The 17,426-nt window shown below is 41.0% G+C and carries 14 protein-coding genes; 11 read left to right on the forward strand and 3 right to left on the reverse strand.

Features of this window, described 5'->3' with window-relative positions:
* The first annotated feature begins 13 nt into the window (after positions 1-13).
* Positions 14-679 (forward strand): response regulator transcription factor, encoded by a 666-nt coding sequence (locus tag HCG69_RS03615; protein WP_221648885.1) that lies wholly within the window; start codon positions 14-16, stop codon positions 677-679.
* Between the two features lie 81 nt (positions 680-760).
* On the opposite strand, the gene mnmA is transcribed toward HCG69_RS03615, so the two are convergent.
* Positions 761-1,828, reverse strand: coding sequence for a tRNA 2-thiouridine(34) synthase MnmA (gene mnmA, locus HCG69_RS03620; protein ID WP_221648886.1), 1,068 nt, complete (start codon positions 1,826-1,828; stop codon positions 761-763).
* Positions 1,829-1,951: 123 nt separating this feature from the next.
* Between mnmA and HCG69_RS03625 the strand changes: the two genes are divergently transcribed.
* Positions 1,952-3,367, forward strand: a complete 1,416-nt coding sequence (locus HCG69_RS03625) for a S41 family peptidase (RefSeq protein WP_221648887.1) — start codon at positions 1,952-1,954, stop codon at positions 3,365-3,367.
* A gap of 19 nt (positions 3,368-3,386) precedes the next feature.
* On the forward strand, positions 3,387-4,220 hold the full coding sequence (locus HCG69_RS03630) for a DUF4595 domain-containing protein (protein WP_221648888.1): 834 nt from the start codon (positions 3,387-3,389) through the stop codon (positions 4,218-4,220).
* 336 nt (positions 4,221-4,556) lie between these two features.
* On the opposite strand, the gene HCG69_RS03635 is transcribed toward HCG69_RS03630, so the two are convergent.
* Positions 4,557-5,393, reverse strand: a complete 837-nt coding sequence (locus tag HCG69_RS03635; RefSeq protein WP_221648889.1) for an alpha/beta hydrolase family protein — start codon at positions 5,391-5,393, stop codon at positions 4,557-4,559.
* Between the two features lie 30 nt (positions 5,394-5,423).
* Positions 5,424-5,855, reverse strand: a complete 432-nt coding sequence (locus HCG69_RS03640) for a DUF2007 domain-containing protein (RefSeq protein WP_221648890.1) — start codon at positions 5,853-5,855, stop codon at positions 5,424-5,426.
* Between the two features lie 113 nt (positions 5,856-5,968).
* Here HCG69_RS03640 and HCG69_RS03645 point away from each other — a divergent pair, with 113 nt between their 5' ends.
* The 8 genes from HCG69_RS03645 to HCG69_RS03680 all read left to right on the forward strand — a co-directional run bounded on the left by HCG69_RS03645 (position 5,969) and on the right by HCG69_RS03680 (position 17,393).
* Complete coding sequence (locus tag HCG69_RS03645; protein ID WP_221648891.1) at positions 5,969-8,344, forward strand: TonB-dependent receptor; 2,376 nt, start codon at positions 5,969-5,971, stop codon at positions 8,342-8,344.
* A gap of 43 nt (positions 8,345-8,387) precedes the next feature.
* Positions 8,388-9,182 carry a M48 family metallopeptidase gene (locus tag HCG69_RS03650; RefSeq protein ID WP_221648892.1) on the forward strand — a complete coding sequence of 265 codons (795 nt, stop codon included), beginning with the start codon at positions 8,388-8,390 and terminating at the stop codon, positions 9,180-9,182.
* Between the two features lie 323 nt (positions 9,183-9,505).
* Positions 9,506-10,792: a hemolysin family protein gene (locus HCG69_RS03655; RefSeq protein WP_221648893.1), complete on the forward strand. Its 1,287-nt coding sequence runs from the start codon at positions 9,506-9,508 to the stop codon at positions 10,790-10,792.
* A gap of 41 nt (positions 10,793-10,833) precedes the next feature.
* The gene (locus HCG69_RS03660; RefSeq protein ID WP_007484795.1) at positions 10,834-11,310 is read left to right on the forward strand and encodes a copper resistance protein NlpE N-terminal domain-containing protein; all 477 of its coding nucleotides are present in this window, start codon (positions 10,834-10,836) and stop codon (positions 11,308-11,310) included.
* Between the two features lie 165 nt (positions 11,311-11,475).
* Positions 11,476-12,162 carry a response regulator transcription factor gene (locus HCG69_RS03665; protein ID WP_221648894.1) on the forward strand — a complete coding sequence of 229 codons (687 nt, stop codon included), beginning with the start codon at positions 11,476-11,478 and terminating at the stop codon, positions 12,160-12,162.
* Positions 12,159-13,526, forward strand: a complete 1,368-nt coding sequence (locus HCG69_RS03670) for an ATP-binding protein (RefSeq protein ID WP_221648895.1) — start codon at positions 12,159-12,161, stop codon at positions 13,524-13,526. The genes HCG69_RS03665 and HCG69_RS03670 overlap by 4 nt, the downstream gene beginning before the upstream one ends.
* 122 nt (positions 13,527-13,648) lie before the next feature.
* The gene (gene mgtA / locus HCG69_RS03675; protein ID WP_221648896.1) at positions 13,649-16,303 is read left to right on the forward strand and encodes a magnesium-translocating P-type ATPase; all 2,655 of its coding nucleotides are present in this window, start codon (positions 13,649-13,651) and stop codon (positions 16,301-16,303) included.
* A gap of 16 nt (positions 16,304-16,319) precedes the next feature.
* Positions 16,320-17,393, forward strand: coding sequence for a carbohydrate porin (locus HCG69_RS03680; protein WP_221648897.1), 1,074 nt, complete (start codon positions 16,320-16,322; stop codon positions 17,391-17,393).
* The last annotated feature ends 33 nt before the right edge of the window (positions 17,394-17,426 follow it).

Genomic DNA, 17,426 nt, shown 5'->3' on the forward strand with positions numbered 1-17,426 from the left:
AAAGGAATGAAGTATGAGAGAGTATATCATTGCAGATAATCAAGACATTACCAAAGCAGGAATGATGTTTCTGCTCAGCAAGCAGAAAGATGTATCTCTGCTACTGACAGCAGATAATAAAGCAGAATTAATCAGAGAATTACGTCTGCATCCACAGGCCGTAGTAATTTTAGATTATACCTTATTTGATTTTGCCGGGGCAGATGAATTGATTGTACTCCGCGAACGTTTCAAAGAGGTAGATTGGTTATTGTTCTCTGATGAATTAAGTATCGGTTTCCTTCGTCAGATACTGTTTAGCAGCATGGCATTCGGTGTCGTGATGAAGGATAATTCTAAAGAAGAAATACTCACTGCCCTGCAATGTGCTTCGCGCAAAGAACGTTTCATCTGCAATCATGTCAGCAATCTGTTACTTTCGGGTAATAGCCAGCAGACCTCTTCCGGTACTCACACGCAGGAAGATCATCTGCTGACAATTACAGAAAAAAACATCCTTAAAGAAATAGCGTCAGGTAAAACGACCAAAGAGATTGCAACCGAAAAGAACCTGAGTTTTCATACCATCAATAGTCACCGTAAGAATATATTCCGGAAACTTGGCGTAAACAATGTACATGAAGCAACCAAATATGCAATGCGGGCGGGAATTGTGGATTTGGCAGAATACTATATTTAATTAATGGAAAATTGAAAGTTGAAAATTGAAAGTTACTATGCAGCGTGATAGTGGCGCAGCTAACTTTCAATTTTCCATTAATTAAATAATTTCACCGCTCCCGATACACACCTCAGCCACATCATCATACACCACCCCAAATTGTCCGGGAGCAATGCCTTGCAGCTTTTCGGAAGAAAGGATACGATAACGCCCCTCTTCCCTGAAAAGCTTTCCTTTAATAAACTCCGGAGTATGGCGTATTTTGAAAGTAATATCCACTCCTTCGGCTTTACTCTCCCGCCATGGATTATCGGTTATATAATGAAAATCACCTAAAGAAAACTCATTACCAAATTGTGTCTCCACTCCATAGCCATGAGACACATAAACAATGTTATCCTGTATATCTTTCTTTATCACAAACCAGGGACCTCCACTCAAGCCCAGTCCCTTGCGTTGCCCAATGGTATGAAACCAATACCCTCGGTGAGTACCAATCTTTTTACCTGTTTCCAATTCTATAACAGCTCCCTCCTTCTCTCCGAGAAAGCGACGCACAAAATCATTGTAATTTATCTTTCCCAAAAAGCAAATACCCTGGCTATCTTTCCGACGGGCACTGGGAAGCCCGGCTTTCAGAGCTATCTCCCGAACTTCATTTTTCATCAGATGCCCAATGGGAAACATCAACTTAGACACTTGCAGGTAATCTATTTGTGCAAGAAAATCGGTCTGGTCTTTTACCGGATCTTTGGCTGTACCCAGCCAGGTTTTACCATCCCTTTGCAAGGTTGTAGCGTAATGCCCGGTAGCGGTAAAATCAAAATCTTTGCCTACGCGCTGCTCAAAGCAACCAAACTTAATCAGTTTATTACACATCACATCCGGATTGGGGGTCTGTCCTTTCTTTATTTTATCAATGGCATAGGCTGCCACATTATCCCAATACTCTCGATGCAGGTCGACTATAACCAAAGGCAAACCATACTTACGGGCAGTGACAGTGGCAAGTTCAATATCCTCCTCGGCAGAACAATCCATATATTCTGCCCCGTCCATACCTATCTTTATATAAAAAAGAGTCGGCTTGTAACCCTGCTCACAAAGAAGGTGTACAACCACCGAACTGTCTACACCACCGGATAATAAAGCTGCTATATTCTTCATACGTGCAAAGATAGGGACGAAAACATTTACAGGCTATCACACATTAAAGGCATTTTTATACCACAAATGTGGTAGATAAGCGAAGTATTTCCTACATTTGCAGCTTCTAAAGATGATAAAGATATGAAGATAAGAAACATACTGTTCACCCCTACCCTGTTCATCGTGATGACTTCTGCCCTGTTTTCATGCGGAGTAGACCGCTGGCCGGAATATGCAGCCGAAACAGAACTGGATACCTGGATAGACAGCGTGATGCGCCAAGAGTATCTTTGGTACGAAGAAATACCAACAGTGACTCCCAACAAATACTTCCTTGCCCCCGCGCAATTCTTAAAGGAATTAATTTATACCACTCTCGATAAGAATTATTCCTACATAGATACATTGAACAAAGTGGAGTTACCCAATTATGGATTTGACTATACACTAATAAAGAATTCAAATGTAGACACACTCTACAATGCATTAGTTACAAATGTTTTGCCCGGTTCTCCAGCTGCAGATGCCAAACTGCAACGTGGTGAATGGATTATAAAAGTAAACGATAAACACATCACCAAAAAGAATGAAACCTTGCTCCTGCAATCGGGTAATGCTTTGAAACTCACTTTGGGCAAGTATGAATTACAAAAAGACAGCGAAACTAAAAAGGATAAAGGAATAGTGGTAGAAACCAGAACCATAAACATGGGAGCCGAACGAATGGTAGAAGACGACCCGATTCCTGTCTACAGAATAATAACCAGTGCCACAGGGGTAACAGTAGGCTATATAGTCTACAACCACTTCACAGCAGGTACTGCTACTGAGAAAGATAAATACAATAATAAACTTCGTGAGATATCTCACGTATTTGCCAGTGCAGGGGTAACCCAAGTAGTGCTCGACCTGCGTTATAATACCGGAGGCTCATTGGAATGTGCCCAGTTATTAGCTTCTTTACTGGCCCCAAAGGAGGCGGTAGGTCATATTTTTGCCGAACTAAAGCATAACAACAAACAGTCCTACAAAGACTTTAGCCTGCTTTTCGACCCGGACTTAATAGGTAGTGGCGTAAATATGAACATTGAAGGAGGATATATACTGACCAGTAGCACTACTACCGGAGTTGCAGGAACATTCTACGACTGTTTGTATCCGGTTGCCAATTGGGAGATCCTCGGTGCAGCCTTACCTTCCACGGGAGTAGCAACAGAAAGTTTTATTAATCCGAAGCATGGTTGGTCATTGAATCCGGTAGTATGTGATGTTTATAATATTGCCGGAAAATCGCATGGTGGAGTTAGTTTCCCTGCTAAGTATACTGTGGATGAAACTTCCCTAACGAATCTGGTCACTTTTTTGCCTTTAGGAGATAAAGAAGAGACATTATTCAGTATGGCCCTTGGCATTATTGACGGCACATATCCACCCAAAGAAGAAGAGAAACCAAAACCGGACGAAGGAACAACGGAAGAAAAGCCCGAAACCCGTACGCTTAAACATGTATATCACTCACAAGGCTACAGGGTAAAAGGAGGAATAAAACTAAAATAAAATCAGAACCCAATAATCCATGAAACAAACACGACTCTACTTGTCTATATTGTTTCTCCTATCTTTAGTAGCTGCCTGCAATAAAGACGAAGAAGAGACTGAAAACAGAACAAAACTTCTCACTGTAATGGAAACCACTGGCAGTGGTTCAGAAAAAGTAACCACGAAACAAGAATTTGCCTTTAGCAACGAACTCTTGCAGAAACACACTACCACACAAACCTATACAGACTTGTGGTTGGAAGCAAAATACACACACACTGTAGCTACACAACTTAGTTATGAAGCAGGAAAAGTAATCATTACAGATGAAGTAGGAAACGAATCAACTTACATTATGGATGATGAAGGACGCGCTACGAGCTGTACCCGCAACGAACCCGGGGGAAATATCCGTACCTATACATTTAGTTATTCTACCTCGGAAAACGGTGTTCTCACCGGAATTAAAGAAAATATTAATGGAAAACCATATTCTGAGATCACAATTACATTTCTACAGGAGGGAACAATCAGCATCTCAGAAAGTACCAACAATTATCAGAATACATTTATCGCCAGTACTAATAGTGCTTATCCCGGTATCTCCAATACGATGAGCCGGCTTCCCTGGTTGTTTTTAGCAGAACGTTATCCGCTATCTCTTCACCCAGAAGCTTTATATGCCAATATTCTCGGAGCACCTCTTCCTATACTTCCGGGACGTTTAGACATAGAGGGTAGTGACGAAATCACAACGTACAGCTATAGTGCAGATAAGAATGGATACATTATTGACTGTACAGGAAGAACAAGCGTATCATCCGGTCGTAGTTGGAGCCGCTACGTTCAATACGCATATACGTCTTATTAGAATTCTTGTCAAGAGCAGATTTATTGATTCTTAACTAAAAAGTAGCTATTTCTCAACAAAATACCTGTTACGTCACAACATAATATGAAATGCATCGCAACATACTATGATATGCATCATAACATAGTATGTCATGAACCGTAACATACCGGAAAAATTACATAAATATCGGGGAAAATCTTGTCAACAGCCTACTCACACCGTTTGAGAGGCGTATATAAAAAAGAAAGGAGAAAGCCTTCGCTTCCTCCTTTACATCCAGTTTATCTGAATCTACTTTATGATTACATCTATAAAGATACTGCTTTAAAATGTAAAAGTCAAGCTTTTCAGTGATTATTTCTTCCCTGCCGGCAGTTGTTTCTTAAAGAATTTACTAAAGAAGAGAATCTGATAATCAATAGAATTATTCCAGTATTGCCCGTTGTGTCCTCCCGGACGAGTGATAAAGTCATGATCAATCTTCAACTCCAACAGACGCTTGTGCAAATTCTTATTCACATCTAAAAAGAAATCGGCTTCTCCACAATCTATTATCATTGCCAAATCATCCTTCTGTAGTTTATCAACCTGATTAATAACCGTATGTTGATCCCACACCTCTTTATTCGTTTCCATTTCGCCCAATTGTTCGGGCATCATCCAATTCTTCGGAAAGGGACGGATGTCTACCCCACCACTGGTACTTCCGGCAGCACCAAATACATCGGTATGGCGGATTGCATTCCAAAGCGCACCATGTCCACCCATACTAAGTCCGGTAATGGCCCGTCCACGAGGTGCGGCTACTGTCTTGTAATGCCCGTCTATGTACCTGACCAGCTCTGAGGAGATAAATGTTTCATAACGGACATCTTTATTCTTCGGACTGTCCCAATACCAACTGTTCTTACCATCTGGGCAAACGAAAATGATCCCTTTTTCATCGGCAATCTGCGGAAGCTCCGGTTTCGTATTAATCCATGTCTTGGCATTGCCACCAAAACCATGAAGCAGATAAACCACCGGACACGCTACAGCTTTCTTCCCCAAAGCAACATCGGGAGTAACTACCACTACCTGTACCCCCTTATTCATAGAAGGACTTTGCACCATCACCGTGTCTACCTGAGCTGCATAAAACGGAAGTGCCAGTAACAGCAAACAGGCAAACCATAAACTTTTTCTTTTCATCGTATTAAAATTTCTGTATTTAAATTGAAGTTATGATTCCTCATCTTGTTTATACGCAGCCGAAACAGGTCTCTCAAAAAAGGCTTTACACTGCCTGCATTCATACGTCCAATGATTATCTCCGGGAGGAGTGGCGGCCAGCAAAGAGAAAACAACGGCACAAGCCGCTTTCACATATCCATCCTTTCGTAACTTAAATGCAATATCCGCCGAACCGCAAAACGGGCAATATTTCAATTCTTCTGGAAGACTCTGATTGTCACGCAATACCTGAAGAGCATGATCATAATCTTCTTCATTGACAAATATATCAACACCGGAGATGTTGCTTACATAGCTCTTCAACAACGACGAAAAGTTCTCATTATGCAACAACGAATCTATTCCTTCGTTCTCTAAAGCTCCCTGCAAGATATGTGCTTGCATGGCATCATTGCATGTAATTAACCGGACTGTCTTCATAATTATACCCGACTTTAATAGTTAAGAGGAAACAAAAATACCAGATAAAAACAAGAAGCAAACTATTTTTTATATAATTTTGCATTTCAATCAGAAAAAACAAACCCGAGCTAATGAAAAAACGATTCCTATTTATCTTGTTCTGTTTCTGCCTTCTTGCTACAATAACAGCACAACCAGTTCACCAAATTAAGGGAACGGTCATTGATAAAACCAGTCGTAAACCGTTGGAATTTATCAATGTATTAATTACAGGAACAGGTATGGGAAGCGTTACAGATTCCATCGGGCATTTCATCATCGAAGAGGTCCCTCCCGGTATCTATCGTTTGCAAGCATCTGCCGTAGGATATAAGACCACACTAACTTCCGAATATATCCTTTCTACAAGAAACCTCAACATTGATATAGAGATAGAAGAAAACCCGACCGAGCTGGAGGGCGTCACTATTACCGCCTCTCCCTTCCGGCGCGACCTGGAAAGTCCGGTAGGACTACGTATTATCGGATTGCAGGAGATAGAGAAAAGTCCGGGAGCCAATCGTGACATCTCGCGTGTAGTGCAGTCGTATCCCGGTGTAGCCTTTTCACCTGCCGGATACCGTAACGATCTCATCGTACGGGGTGGTTCGCCCTCCGAAAACCGTTTCTATCTGGATGGAGTTGAAATACCAAACATCAATCATTTCAGTACACAAGGTGCCTCGGGTGGTCCTGTAGGCATTATCAATGCCGATTTTATCAGGGAAGTAAATTTCTATACGGGGGCTTTTCCTGCCGACCGGGGTAATTCACTCAGTTCGGTACTCGATTTCAAACTCCGCGACGGAGATATGGAACGGAACTCTCTGAAAGCTACCCTCGGTGCTTCAGAAGTATCGCTTGCCTCCAACGGACATCTGGGCAATAAGACTTCTTACCTGGTTTCCGTCCGTCAGTCCTATCTGCAATTCTTATTCGATATGCTGGGATTGCCTCTCCTCCCAACTTTTACGGATGCACAATTTAAACTGAAAACCCGCTTTGATGAACGCAATGAGTTGACAGTGCTGGGGCTTGCCGGTATTGATAACATGAAACTCAACACCAGTCTGGAAGGCGAGAAAGCAGAATACATATTAAGCTATCTCCCCAAAATACAACAGGAAACATTCACGTTAGGAGCCGTCTATCGCCACTATGCAGGAGCACACGTACAGTCAGTGGTTATCAGTCACAGCTATTTGAACAACCGTAATACCAAATATCTACACAATGACGAATCCACTGAAGAGAATCTTACCCTCCGGCTCCGTTCTGTAGAGCAGGAGACAAAATTAAGATTAGAGAATAGCTCTGCTTTTGGAGCATGGAAAGTGAATTTGGGCCTGAATCTGGACTACAGCCAGTATACTAATACCAGTTTTCAGCGTGTCTATATTCAGAAAGGAGAAACATTCGACTATCATACGGCACTGGGGCTTGTACGTTGGGGAATATTCGGAACAATGAGTTATGCATCACCCGATGAACGATTTACCGCATCGTTAGGCGTACGTACGGATGCCAACAATTATTCGTCACGAATGAACAAACTTTCGGAGCAGCTTTCTCCCCGCTTGTCTCTCTCCTACCGTCTTATAGACGGGTTATATGCCAGTGGTAGTGCCGGATTATACTACCAGTTGCCTCCTTACACCGGCCTTGGCTTCAAAGGTAACAGCGGAGAATTGATAAATAAACGGCTTCGCTATATGAGCGTCAGCCAGGGTAGCTTAGGGCTAAGCTGGCAAACAAGTAGTAATTTTGAACTATCCGCCGAAGGATTCTATAAAGAATATGACCGTATCCCCTACTCCGTATCAGACGGTATCCCACTTGCTTGTAAAGGCAATGATTATGGAGTGATAGGCAACGAAGAACTGGCTTCAACCGCACAGGGTCGCTCATATGGTGTAGAAGTATTATTGAGATGGCTCATTGCCAAAAAGTTAAATTTAGCCTCCTCTTTCACACTCTTCAAGAGCGAATACCGAAACAATAAAGAAAACGAATACATCGCCTCAGCATGGGACAACCGTTACATCTTCAATCTGAGCGGAACATACAACTTCCCACACCATTGGAGCTTCGGAATGAAAGTAAGCTGTATTGGAGGTGCCCCTTATACACCTTATGATACGGATAAATCTTCTTTAGTCACTGCATGGAATGCACAAGGCAGACCCTACTATGATTACAGTAAATATAATACGGGACGTTTACCGGCTTTCGGACAGATAGATGTACGGGTAGATAAAACATTCTACCTTAAACGCTGTATGTTGGGATTCTACATCGATTTGCAAAATGTGACAAAGAGTACTTTCAAACAACCGGATATATATATGAGTACCGGAGTCATTGAAAACCCGTCAGCACCCATACCCGAACAACGTTACAAAATGAAATATATCGAACAAAAAAGCGGTACACTGATGCCTACACTTGGCATTACATTTGAATATTAACACGAAAATCAACTATATTATTAATTAAAAACCAGAAAATTATATGAAAAAGAGATTTGTATTAATGGCTGTACTGATCTGTGGAGTAAGTTTTAATGCTTCGGCTCAGTTCAAGATCGGAGGAAAGAAGATCAATGTAGGCAAAGTTATACAGGCCGGAACCGATGCTGCAAAAGCCATCACCCTGTCGGATGCCGACGTAGCTGCTATGAGCAAGGAATATATGCAATGGATGGATACCCACAATCCGTTGACTGCACCGGATAGTGAATATGGCAAAAGACTGGAAAAACTGGTAGGCAATATAAAAGAGGTAGACGGACTGAAAGTAAACTTCGGTGTTTATGAAGTAATAGATGTAAATGCATTTGCCTGTGGTGACGGTAGTGTACGTATCTGTGCCGGATTGATGGACCTGATGACAGACGATGAGGTAATGTCTGTAATTGGCCATGAAATAGGGCACGTCATCCACACCGACTCTAAAGATGCTATGAAAAGCGCCTATTTACGTTCGGCAGCTAAGAATGCTGCGGGTGCCGCCAGTGAAACGGTAGCCAAAATGACAGATTCTGATTTGGGTGCACTTGCCGAATCATTGGCAGGAGCACAATTCTCACAAAAACAAGAAAATGAGGCTGATGATTATGGCTTTGAATTCTGTATCAAAAATAACATTGATCCGTATGCCATGTACAATGCTTTGAGTAAGTTACTCAAACTTTCGGAAGATGCACCTAAGTCTTCTAAATTCCGCCAGTTATTCTCTTCACATCCCGAAACAGAGAAACGAGTGGCACGTATGAAGGCTAAAGCTGATGAATATACAAAGAAATAAAAGTAAGTAATCGTTCTAAATTATATGATATTATTATTGAAACGCAGATTATCGCAGATTCACGCAAAGAATATCATCGCTCAAGTATAGCGCAGCCATTTAATCTGCGAAAATTTGCGATCATTTGCGTTTCAATAAAACGCTGTCATAGTATGAACTAAATTTGAAATACTACTTAAAAAGAGTAGTCGTAGAGACTACTCTTTTTGTTTAATTAGACGAATCCCTCCGTAAAAGTTAAATATTCATTAATATACATTCCATATCTAAACTAATTCAATAGATTCTTGTAATTTTCGGAACAGAAATCATTCATATATTATATGGAATTTATAATTATTATTCTTTTACTTCTCTTAAATGGCGTCTTCGCCATGTACGAAATCGCCTTAGTATCTTCAAGTAAAGCACGTCTCGAAACTCTTGCCGGAAAAGGGAACAAATCTGCACGCGGAGTTTTGAAACAATTGGAAGAACCCGAAAAGTTTCTTTCTACTATTCAGATCGGTATTACATTAATCGGTATTGTATCCGGTGCCTTCGGTGGTGTAGCTATCGCCGATGACGTAGCGCCACTCTTCGCTATGATTCCGGGAGCAGAACTTTATGCTAAAAACCTGGCAATGATTACTACTGTAGCCGTCATCACTTATCTTTCATTGATTGTCGGTGAGCTGGTACCCAAATCTATCGCTCTGAGTAATCCGGAACGATATGCAACGATGTTAAGCCCCATCATGATTTTACTCACCAAAATCTCTTACCCTTTTGTATGGTTGCTGAGTATTTCAACCCGCCTTCTCAACAAGCTCATCGGACTGAAAAGCGAAGAACGCATGATGACACAAGAAGAGCTTAAAATGATTCTTCACCAAAGCTCCGAACAGGGTGTGATTGATAAAGATGAAACAGAAATGTTGAAAGATGTGTTCCGCTTCTCGGATAAACGGGCCAATGAACTAATGACACATCGCCGTGACATTGTTGTCTTGTCTGCCAATGAAACAAAAGAAGAAGTATTGCGCATTATTGACAATGAGCATTTCAGCAAATATCTGCTGGTGAACGAAAATAAGGATGACATTATAGGCGTTGTTTCGGTAAAAGACATCATACTGATGATAGGAAATCATCAGGAGTTCGACTTGTGTAAAATAGCCCGCCCGGCGTTGTTCATCCCCGAAAGTTTGTATGCTAAAAAAGTTTTAGAGCTATTCAAGAAGAACAAAAACAAGTTCGCAGTTGTTGTTAACGAGTATGGCAGCACAGAGGGTATCATAACCCTGCATGACCTCACCGAGAGTATCTTTGGAGACATTCTTGAAGAAGATGATACGGAAGAAGAAGAGATTGTGCGGAGACAGGATGGTTCTATGCTGGTAGAAGCCTCGATGAATATAGGTGATTTTATGGAAGAGATGGGTATCCTCTCTTATGACGATATAGACTCGGAAGACTTCACCACTTTAGGCGGACTGGCAATGTTCCTCATAGGACGTATTCCGAAGGCGGGAGATACCTTCGCTTATAAAAATCTGTTGTTTGAAGTAGTAGATATGGACCGCGGACGAGTTGATAAGCTGCTTGTCATACGAAAAGAAGAAGAGTAATTAAGCAACTCACTTTTTATATTAACTTAAAGCACTTAACAATGAAAAAAGTAATTATGTTGGCAGCCGTCGTAGCTGCTTTGGCATCATGCCAATCAAAAGCAAACAAAGCCGCAGAGGCTGAAGCAGACAGTCTTGCCATTGAGGCAATGTCACCCACAGTAGAAGCAACCGAAGTTTATGAAGGTACCCTTCCTGCTGCTGACGGTCCGGGTATTCGCTACGTATTGACTCTCAATATGCTTGCCGATGCAAATGATACTACCTACACACTGGATATGACTTATCTGGATGCAGAAGGCCAGGGCAAAGACAAAACATTCAGTTCAAAAGGTAAGCCGCAGATGATTCAGAAAACGGTTAAAAACAAAAAGAAAGCCGCTCTGAAACTAACCCCAAGTGATGGTAGCGAACCCGTATACTTCGTCATTGCCAATGATACGACTCTGACATTATCAAACGATAGTCTGCAAGAAGCTGTCAGCGACTTGAACTATGACATCGTAAGAGTGAAATAAAAGAGACAAATAAAAGCCAGAAAGGCTCCATGAGTATATACTCATGGAGCCTTATTTTTATCCCAAGAAAGTATTTACTCCCTAACTGTTAAATAATAAATAAGTTGCATTAAAGTCAGCAAAGTATGAGTTAACTTTGTATACTTTAATAATATCCATGAAGTTATGTATCAGATATTGGTTATTGAAGACGAACAGAGAGTTGCCGAACTCTTAAAAAGAGGACTTGAAGAATCTGGCTATCAGGTTGTTGTTGCGTTTGATGGAATAATGGGGTTACGGATATTCAAGTCAAACACATTTCATCTGGTCATTTCGGATGTAATTTTACCCAAGCTAGACGGCTTTGAACTATCCAAAGAAATAAGAAAGATTAATCCGTCAATCCCCATTCTCATGCTTACTGCTCTGGGCTCTACCGATGATAAACTGGAAGGATTTGATGCCGGAGCAGATGACTATATGGTGAAACCTTTCGATTTCAGAGAGCTGAACGCACGTATCAATGTACTGCTAAAACGTTCTGCCGAAAACGTCCGGCAGGCACCGGAAGAGTTGAATTATGCCGATTTAAAGATTAATCTCAAAAGTAAAACCGTATACAGAAATGAGTATGAAATAAAACTCTCTCCTAAAGAGTATAATTTACTGGTCTATATGGTAGAAAACGCAGAACGTGTATTAAGCCGTGTAGAAATAGCAGACAAGGTATGGAACACTCATTTTGATACAGGCACCAACTTTATAGATGTGTACATCAACTATTTACGTAAAAAGATAGACCGTAATTTTGAAATAAAGTTAATTCAAACCAAGGCAGGAATGGGCTTTATATTCACTGATAAGACATGAAAATCAGAACCAAATTAACCTTACGATACACCAGCGTGACAGCAGCTATCTTTCTGTTGTCAATGTTGGCTATTTATTTTTTCAGCGAGCATAGCCGCAGTAAAACCTTTTTTCGTGATTTAAGGCAGGAGGGTATAACCAAAGCACATCTATTTCTAAGAAATCAGGTGGATGCAAGGACGATGCAATCTATTTATATTAATAACACGGCGTTTATCAATGAAGTGGAGGTAGCTGTTTATAGCCCTTCTTTCGAGATGATATATCATGACGCCTATCAAAACGACATCGTAAAGGAAACACCGGAAATGATAAGTCAAATTCTGAAAAAGAGGTCAATAGAGTTTTATCAGGGTGAATTTCAGGCTATAGGGATGGTGTATATTTTTCAGGATCAAACCTATATTATTACAGCCGCTGCCTATGACGGCTACGGATACGAAAATCAAAAAGCACTAAAAGATATTCTGATTATCCTTTCGGTAATGGGACTCAGCATACTCATAACAGCAGGTTACCTGCTGGCACGCAGTGCGTTGACTCCCGTATCTAACATCGTAAAGGAGGTTGAAAGTATAACAGCCCAGCAAATCAACAAAAGATTGCCGGTTGAAAAGAAAAGAGATGAATTGGGAGAACTAAGCCTCACATTCAATCAAATGCTCGACAGACTGGAAAAGGCTTTTCGTTCTCAGAAAATGTTTGTCAGCAATGTCTCTCACGAACTCCGGACACCAATGGCAGCACTGATAGCCGAACTGGAGCTTGCCCTATTGAAAGAGCGTACACCACAAGAATACGAAATGGCTATAAATAATGCTATACATGACTCTCATCGTGTTGTGAAACTCATAGAAGGATTATTAAACCTGGCTAAGGCGGACTATCTGCCCGAACAGATAAAAATGGAAAATAGCCGCCTCGATGAATTATTGCTGGATGCACGGGAGTTGGTTATGAAAGCTAATCCCAACTATAAAGTAGAACTTATTTTTGAACAGGAGGCTGAAGATGATTCAGTGATTACCGTCCTCGGAAACAGTTATCTGTTAACGACCGCTTTTGTAAACCTGATAGAGAACAATTGTAAGTTCTCCAAGAACCAGACTTCTTTTATCCAGATTTCTTTCTGGCAAACAAGTTCCATTATCCGTTTTTCAGACAATGGTATAGGTATATCAGACGAAGATAAAACCCACCTGTTCACTCCGTTTTACAGAGGAGCAAACCGAAGTTATACTGACGGACACGGTATTGGCATGTCACTGACTCAGAAAATAATAACACTGCATCATGGTAAGATTGAAGTAAACTCCCAGTTGGGAGAAGGCACCACTTATACGGTAGAATTACCACACATCTGAGAAAAACTCTAATAGTTTTCTAATTCCACTCTAATAATACTCTAACGGCTCCTTTACGGAGTCGTTTCTACTTTTGTGCCGTCAAAACTTTAATATGAACCGTTTAAAACAGAGAAAGTATTATGATCCGGAGAAAGAAAAAGAACAATCAGAATTTGCAGTTTAATGCCGAGAAGGTATTTCTGGCTGCTACCCAACCGGTAAAATTGGCATATTCATACTTCCAGACTACGAAGTATGGCTTGACGGACGATGAAGTAAAAGTACGGCAACAACTGTATGGTAAGAATGAGGTGATTCATGAACAGAAAAAACGTCCGATCATCGTGTTCTGCAAAGCGTTCATCAATCCGTTTATCGGAGTATTAACGGCCTTGGTCGTTATCTCACTGGTCATTGACGTATGGATGGCAGAACCGGGAGAACAAGAATGGACCGGAATTATTATCATATCCTCTATGGTAATATGCAGTGCAGTACTACGTTTCTGGCAGGAATGGAAAGCCGGAGAAGCAACCAATGCCCTAATGAAAATGGTAAAGAATTCCTGTAGTGTGAAACGAATCGGCATACCGGACGAAGAAGAAATAGATATCACAGAACTGGTACCAGGAGATATTGTATACCTGGCCGCCGGAGATATGGTTCCGGCAGATATACGCATCATCGCATCCAAAGATCTCTTCATCAGTCAATCTTCTCTGACGGGAGAATCGGAGCCGATAGAAAAATATCCCGAAGCAAAAGACAACAAGTACCGCAAAGGAAGTGTGGTGGAACTGGATAACATCTGCTATATGGGATCTACTGTAATAAGCGGATCGGCTAAGGGGATTGTTTTCCAGACAGGAATAAACACTTATCTGGGTACTATTGCCAAAAGTATTACAGGAGTACGGGCACAAACCGCTTTTGATAAAGGAGTCAGTAAAGTGAGTTTCCTGCTGATTCGTTTTATGCTGGTCATGGTTCCTTTCGTTTTTCTGATAAACGGAGTGACAAAAGGAGACTGGTTTAGTGCATTCATTTTCGCCGTATCGGTAGCAGTAGGGTTAACACCGGAAATGCTTCCTATGATTATCTCTGCCAACCTATCTAAGGGTGCAGTTGCTATGTCCAAGAAAAAAACGATTGTAAAGAACCTAAATGCCATTCAGAATTTCGGAGCAATGAATATCCTTTGTACAGACAAAACAGGAACGCTCACCTGTGACAACATCGTATTAGAGAAATATATAAATGCTGACGGTAGTAGTGATGAAAAAAAACGCATTCTGAGACATGTCTACTTCAACAGTTACTTCCAAACAGGGTTGAAGAACCTGATGGACAAAGCCATCTTGTCACACGTAAAAGAGTTACAAATGGAGCACTTGAAAGATTCCTACAAGAAAGTAGACGAAATACCTTTCGACTTCACCCGCCGCCGTATGTCTGTAGTTATTGAAGATAACCAGCAGAAACGACAGATCATAACCAAAGGAGCCATGGAAGAAGTACTGGCCATCTGCTCATATGCCGAATTTGATGGAACCGTACACCGGATGACGGACGAAATCAGACAAAAGGCAATCACTATCAGCGAACAGATGAATAAAGAAGGAATGCGGGTACTGGCAGTAGCACAAAAGAGTTTTATCGAGAAAGAACATGACTTTGCGGTCGGGGACGAAACGGAAATGGTTCTTATCGGATACCTGGCTTTTCTGGATCCTCCCAAAGCATCTGCAGCCAACGCTATCAGGCAGCTGCACGAACATGGAGTAGAAGTAAAAGTACTGTCGGGTGACAATGAAGCTATTGTAAAAACCATTGGAAGACAAGTAGGAATCAATACATCTCATTCACTGACAGGAATGGATATTGAGAAAATGACGGACGATGAACTGAAAGAGCATCTACCGGACACAACTCTGTTTTCTAAGCTCACGCCACTACAGAAAACAAGAATCATCCTGTTATTGCAAGAACAAGACAATACAGTAGGATTTCTGGGAGATGGAATTAATGATGCGGCAGCGTTAAGACAATCGGATGTCGGTATATCAGTGGATACAGCTGTAGATATAGCAAAAGAAAGTGCTGATATCATCCTGCTCGAAAAAGATCTGATGGTATTGGAAGATGGGGTACTCGAAGGACGGAAAACTTTTGGCAACATCACCAAATATATCAAAATGACAGCAAGTTCTAACTTTGGGAATATGTTTAGTGTATTGGCAGCAAGCGCTTTCCTACCTTTTCTACCCATGTTACCCATTCACTTACTGATACAGAATTTGCTATACGATATATCACAGACAACGATCCCATTTGACCGTATGGACCCGGAATATCTACGCAAGCCACGTAAATGGGATGCTTCTGACCTAAGCCGTTTCATGATATGTATAGGACCTATCAGCTCCATATTTGATATTATCACCTATCTGGTTATGTGGTATGCCTTTGGATGTAATAGCCCTGAACACCAGACCCTATTTCAGTCCGGCTGGTTCATTGAAGGATTACTCTCACAAACCCTTATTGTACACATGATACGAACAAGAAAAATTCCTTTTATCCAAAGCCGGGCAACATGGCCGGTAATGGGACTCACTTTCTTTATCATGGCTGTAGGTATCGTGATACCCTTCACCAGGTTTGGTGCTTCAATAGGACTTATGCCACTGCCATTGAGCTACTTTCCCTGGCTGATAGGTATTCTGCTCAGTTATTGTGCATTGACACAAGTTGTAAAAGTGTGGTATATTAAACGATTTGTACGTTGGCTCTAAAACTTATCCCGAAAGTATGAAAAAAATTATTCTGTTATTGGCCGGATATACAGGGATAACTCCCTGTATATCTGCTCAAACAATTGGTACTACATATACGACAGAGGTACAATACAATTTCAAGAGTTCGGCGAACTGGGTCAATCTCCTGAGATTTGAGACTTCAATAGATATAGGAAAGAGTGGTAGATTTAATTATGCTTCAATCCATATATTTAAAACCAGTGCCCAGCCCATTGCCAACAACTGGCAGACATTCTCTAATATAGAAGAGACCAATATGGCTTACGGATTAGCTATTTTAGGATATACACAAAAAATCAGAGATATATTACTGTTTACCGGGATTCGCAATGTCAATGAAGATTATTTCGTGTCACCTTGTACAGCTCTGTTTACCAACAGTTCCTGTGGTATTTTCCCTACTATTTCGGCCAATTATCCGTTAGGAAATTATCCATTGTCGGCAATGTGTATACATCTGGATTATAAAATAAATAATCACTGGCAGCTACAGTACAGTCTTTATAACGGAGTGGCTCACAAAGTATTTGAGAAAGGAAACAGCGTGTTTTCTATCTGTCCTTCTCGGGAAGGTATTTTTAATATATCAGAACTTTCTTACCAACAAAACCGAACTTATCATGGCTTGTATTCTGGTGGTTTTACTATACATAATAGGTTGTATAATAATAATGAGAATGGAGAACAAACATTGGAAAAAAAGAAAATAAACTTTTCCGGATGGTTTTATCTTGAACAATGCCTGTTCAAAAAGAATCAAAAAGAGATAAACCTCCTCGCACAGTACTCCGCTAACCTATCAATAAATATGGGATGCAAACGATATACAGGATTTGGAGTAACACTCTCAAATATCGTATTCAGTTCTAAAGAGAACGCATTGGGAACGTTTATCAATTGTGCCCGATATACATATGGACGCGAAGTTACTTGCGAGTTAACCTGGAAGATCTGTATGAAAAGAAATTTCAATCTGCAACCGGCTTTCCATTTAATCAATAACAGAGAAGGGACTTTCTCTATTGGAATGTTGCGAGCTTCATATGCATTCAGTCTGCCACTTTAACCACACCAATGTGATATGCCCAACTGATAAGAG

The organism is Bacteroides sp. K03 (genome assembly GCF_019734355.1).
Classification (GTDB): Bacteria; Bacteroidota; Bacteroidia; order Bacteroidales; family Bacteroidaceae; genus Bacteroides; species Bacteroides nordii.

Bases quoted from the DNA above. Each gene is read 5' to 3' on its own strand.
- HCG69_RS03630 (WP_221648888.1), top strand. From the start codon at position 3,387: ATGAAACAAACACGACTCTACTTGTCTATATTGTTTCTCCTATCTTTA.
- mnmA (WP_221648886.1), bottom strand. From the start codon at position 1,828: ATGAAGAATATAGCAGCTTTATTATCCGGTGGTGTAGACAGTTCGGTG.
- HCG69_RS03645 (WP_221648891.1), top strand. From the start codon at position 5,969: ATGAAAAAACGATTCCTATTTATCTTGTTCTGTTTCTGCCTTCTTGCT.
- HCG69_RS03655 (WP_221648893.1), top strand. From the start codon at position 9,506: ATGGAATTTATAATTATTATTCTTTTACTTCTCTTAAATGGCGTCTTC.
- HCG69_RS03680 (WP_221648897.1), top strand. From the start codon at position 16,320: ATGAAAAAAATTATTCTGTTATTGGCCGGATATACAGGGATAACTCCC.
- HCG69_RS03660 (WP_007484795.1), top strand. From the start codon at position 10,834: ATGAAAAAAGTAATTATGTTGGCAGCCGTCGTAGCTGCTTTGGCATCA.
- HCG69_RS03665 (WP_221648894.1), top strand. From the start codon at position 11,476: ATGTATCAGATATTGGTTATTGAAGACGAACAGAGAGTTGCCGAACTC.
- HCG69_RS03670 (WP_221648895.1), top strand. From the start codon at position 12,159: ATGAAAATCAGAACCAAATTAACCTTACGATACACCAGCGTGACAGCA.
- HCG69_RS03615 (WP_221648885.1), top strand. From the start codon at position 14: ATGAGAGAGTATATCATTGCAGATAATCAAGACATTACCAAAGCAGGA.
- mgtA (WP_221648896.1), top strand. From the start codon at position 13,649: ATGATCCGGAGAAAGAAAAAGAACAATCAGAATTTGCAGTTTAATGCC.
- HCG69_RS03635 (WP_221648889.1), bottom strand. From the start codon at position 5,393: ATGAAAAGAAAAAGTTTATGGTTTGCCTGTTTGCTGTTACTGGCACTT.
- HCG69_RS03640 (WP_221648890.1), bottom strand. From the start codon at position 5,855: ATGAAGACAGTCCGGTTAATTACATGCAATGATGCCATGCAAGCACAT.
- HCG69_RS03650 (WP_221648892.1), top strand. From the start codon at position 8,388: ATGAAAAAGAGATTTGTATTAATGGCTGTACTGATCTGTGGAGTAAGT.
- HCG69_RS03625 (WP_221648887.1), top strand. From the start codon at position 1,952: ATGAAGATAAGAAACATACTGTTCACCCCTACCCTGTTCATCGTGATG.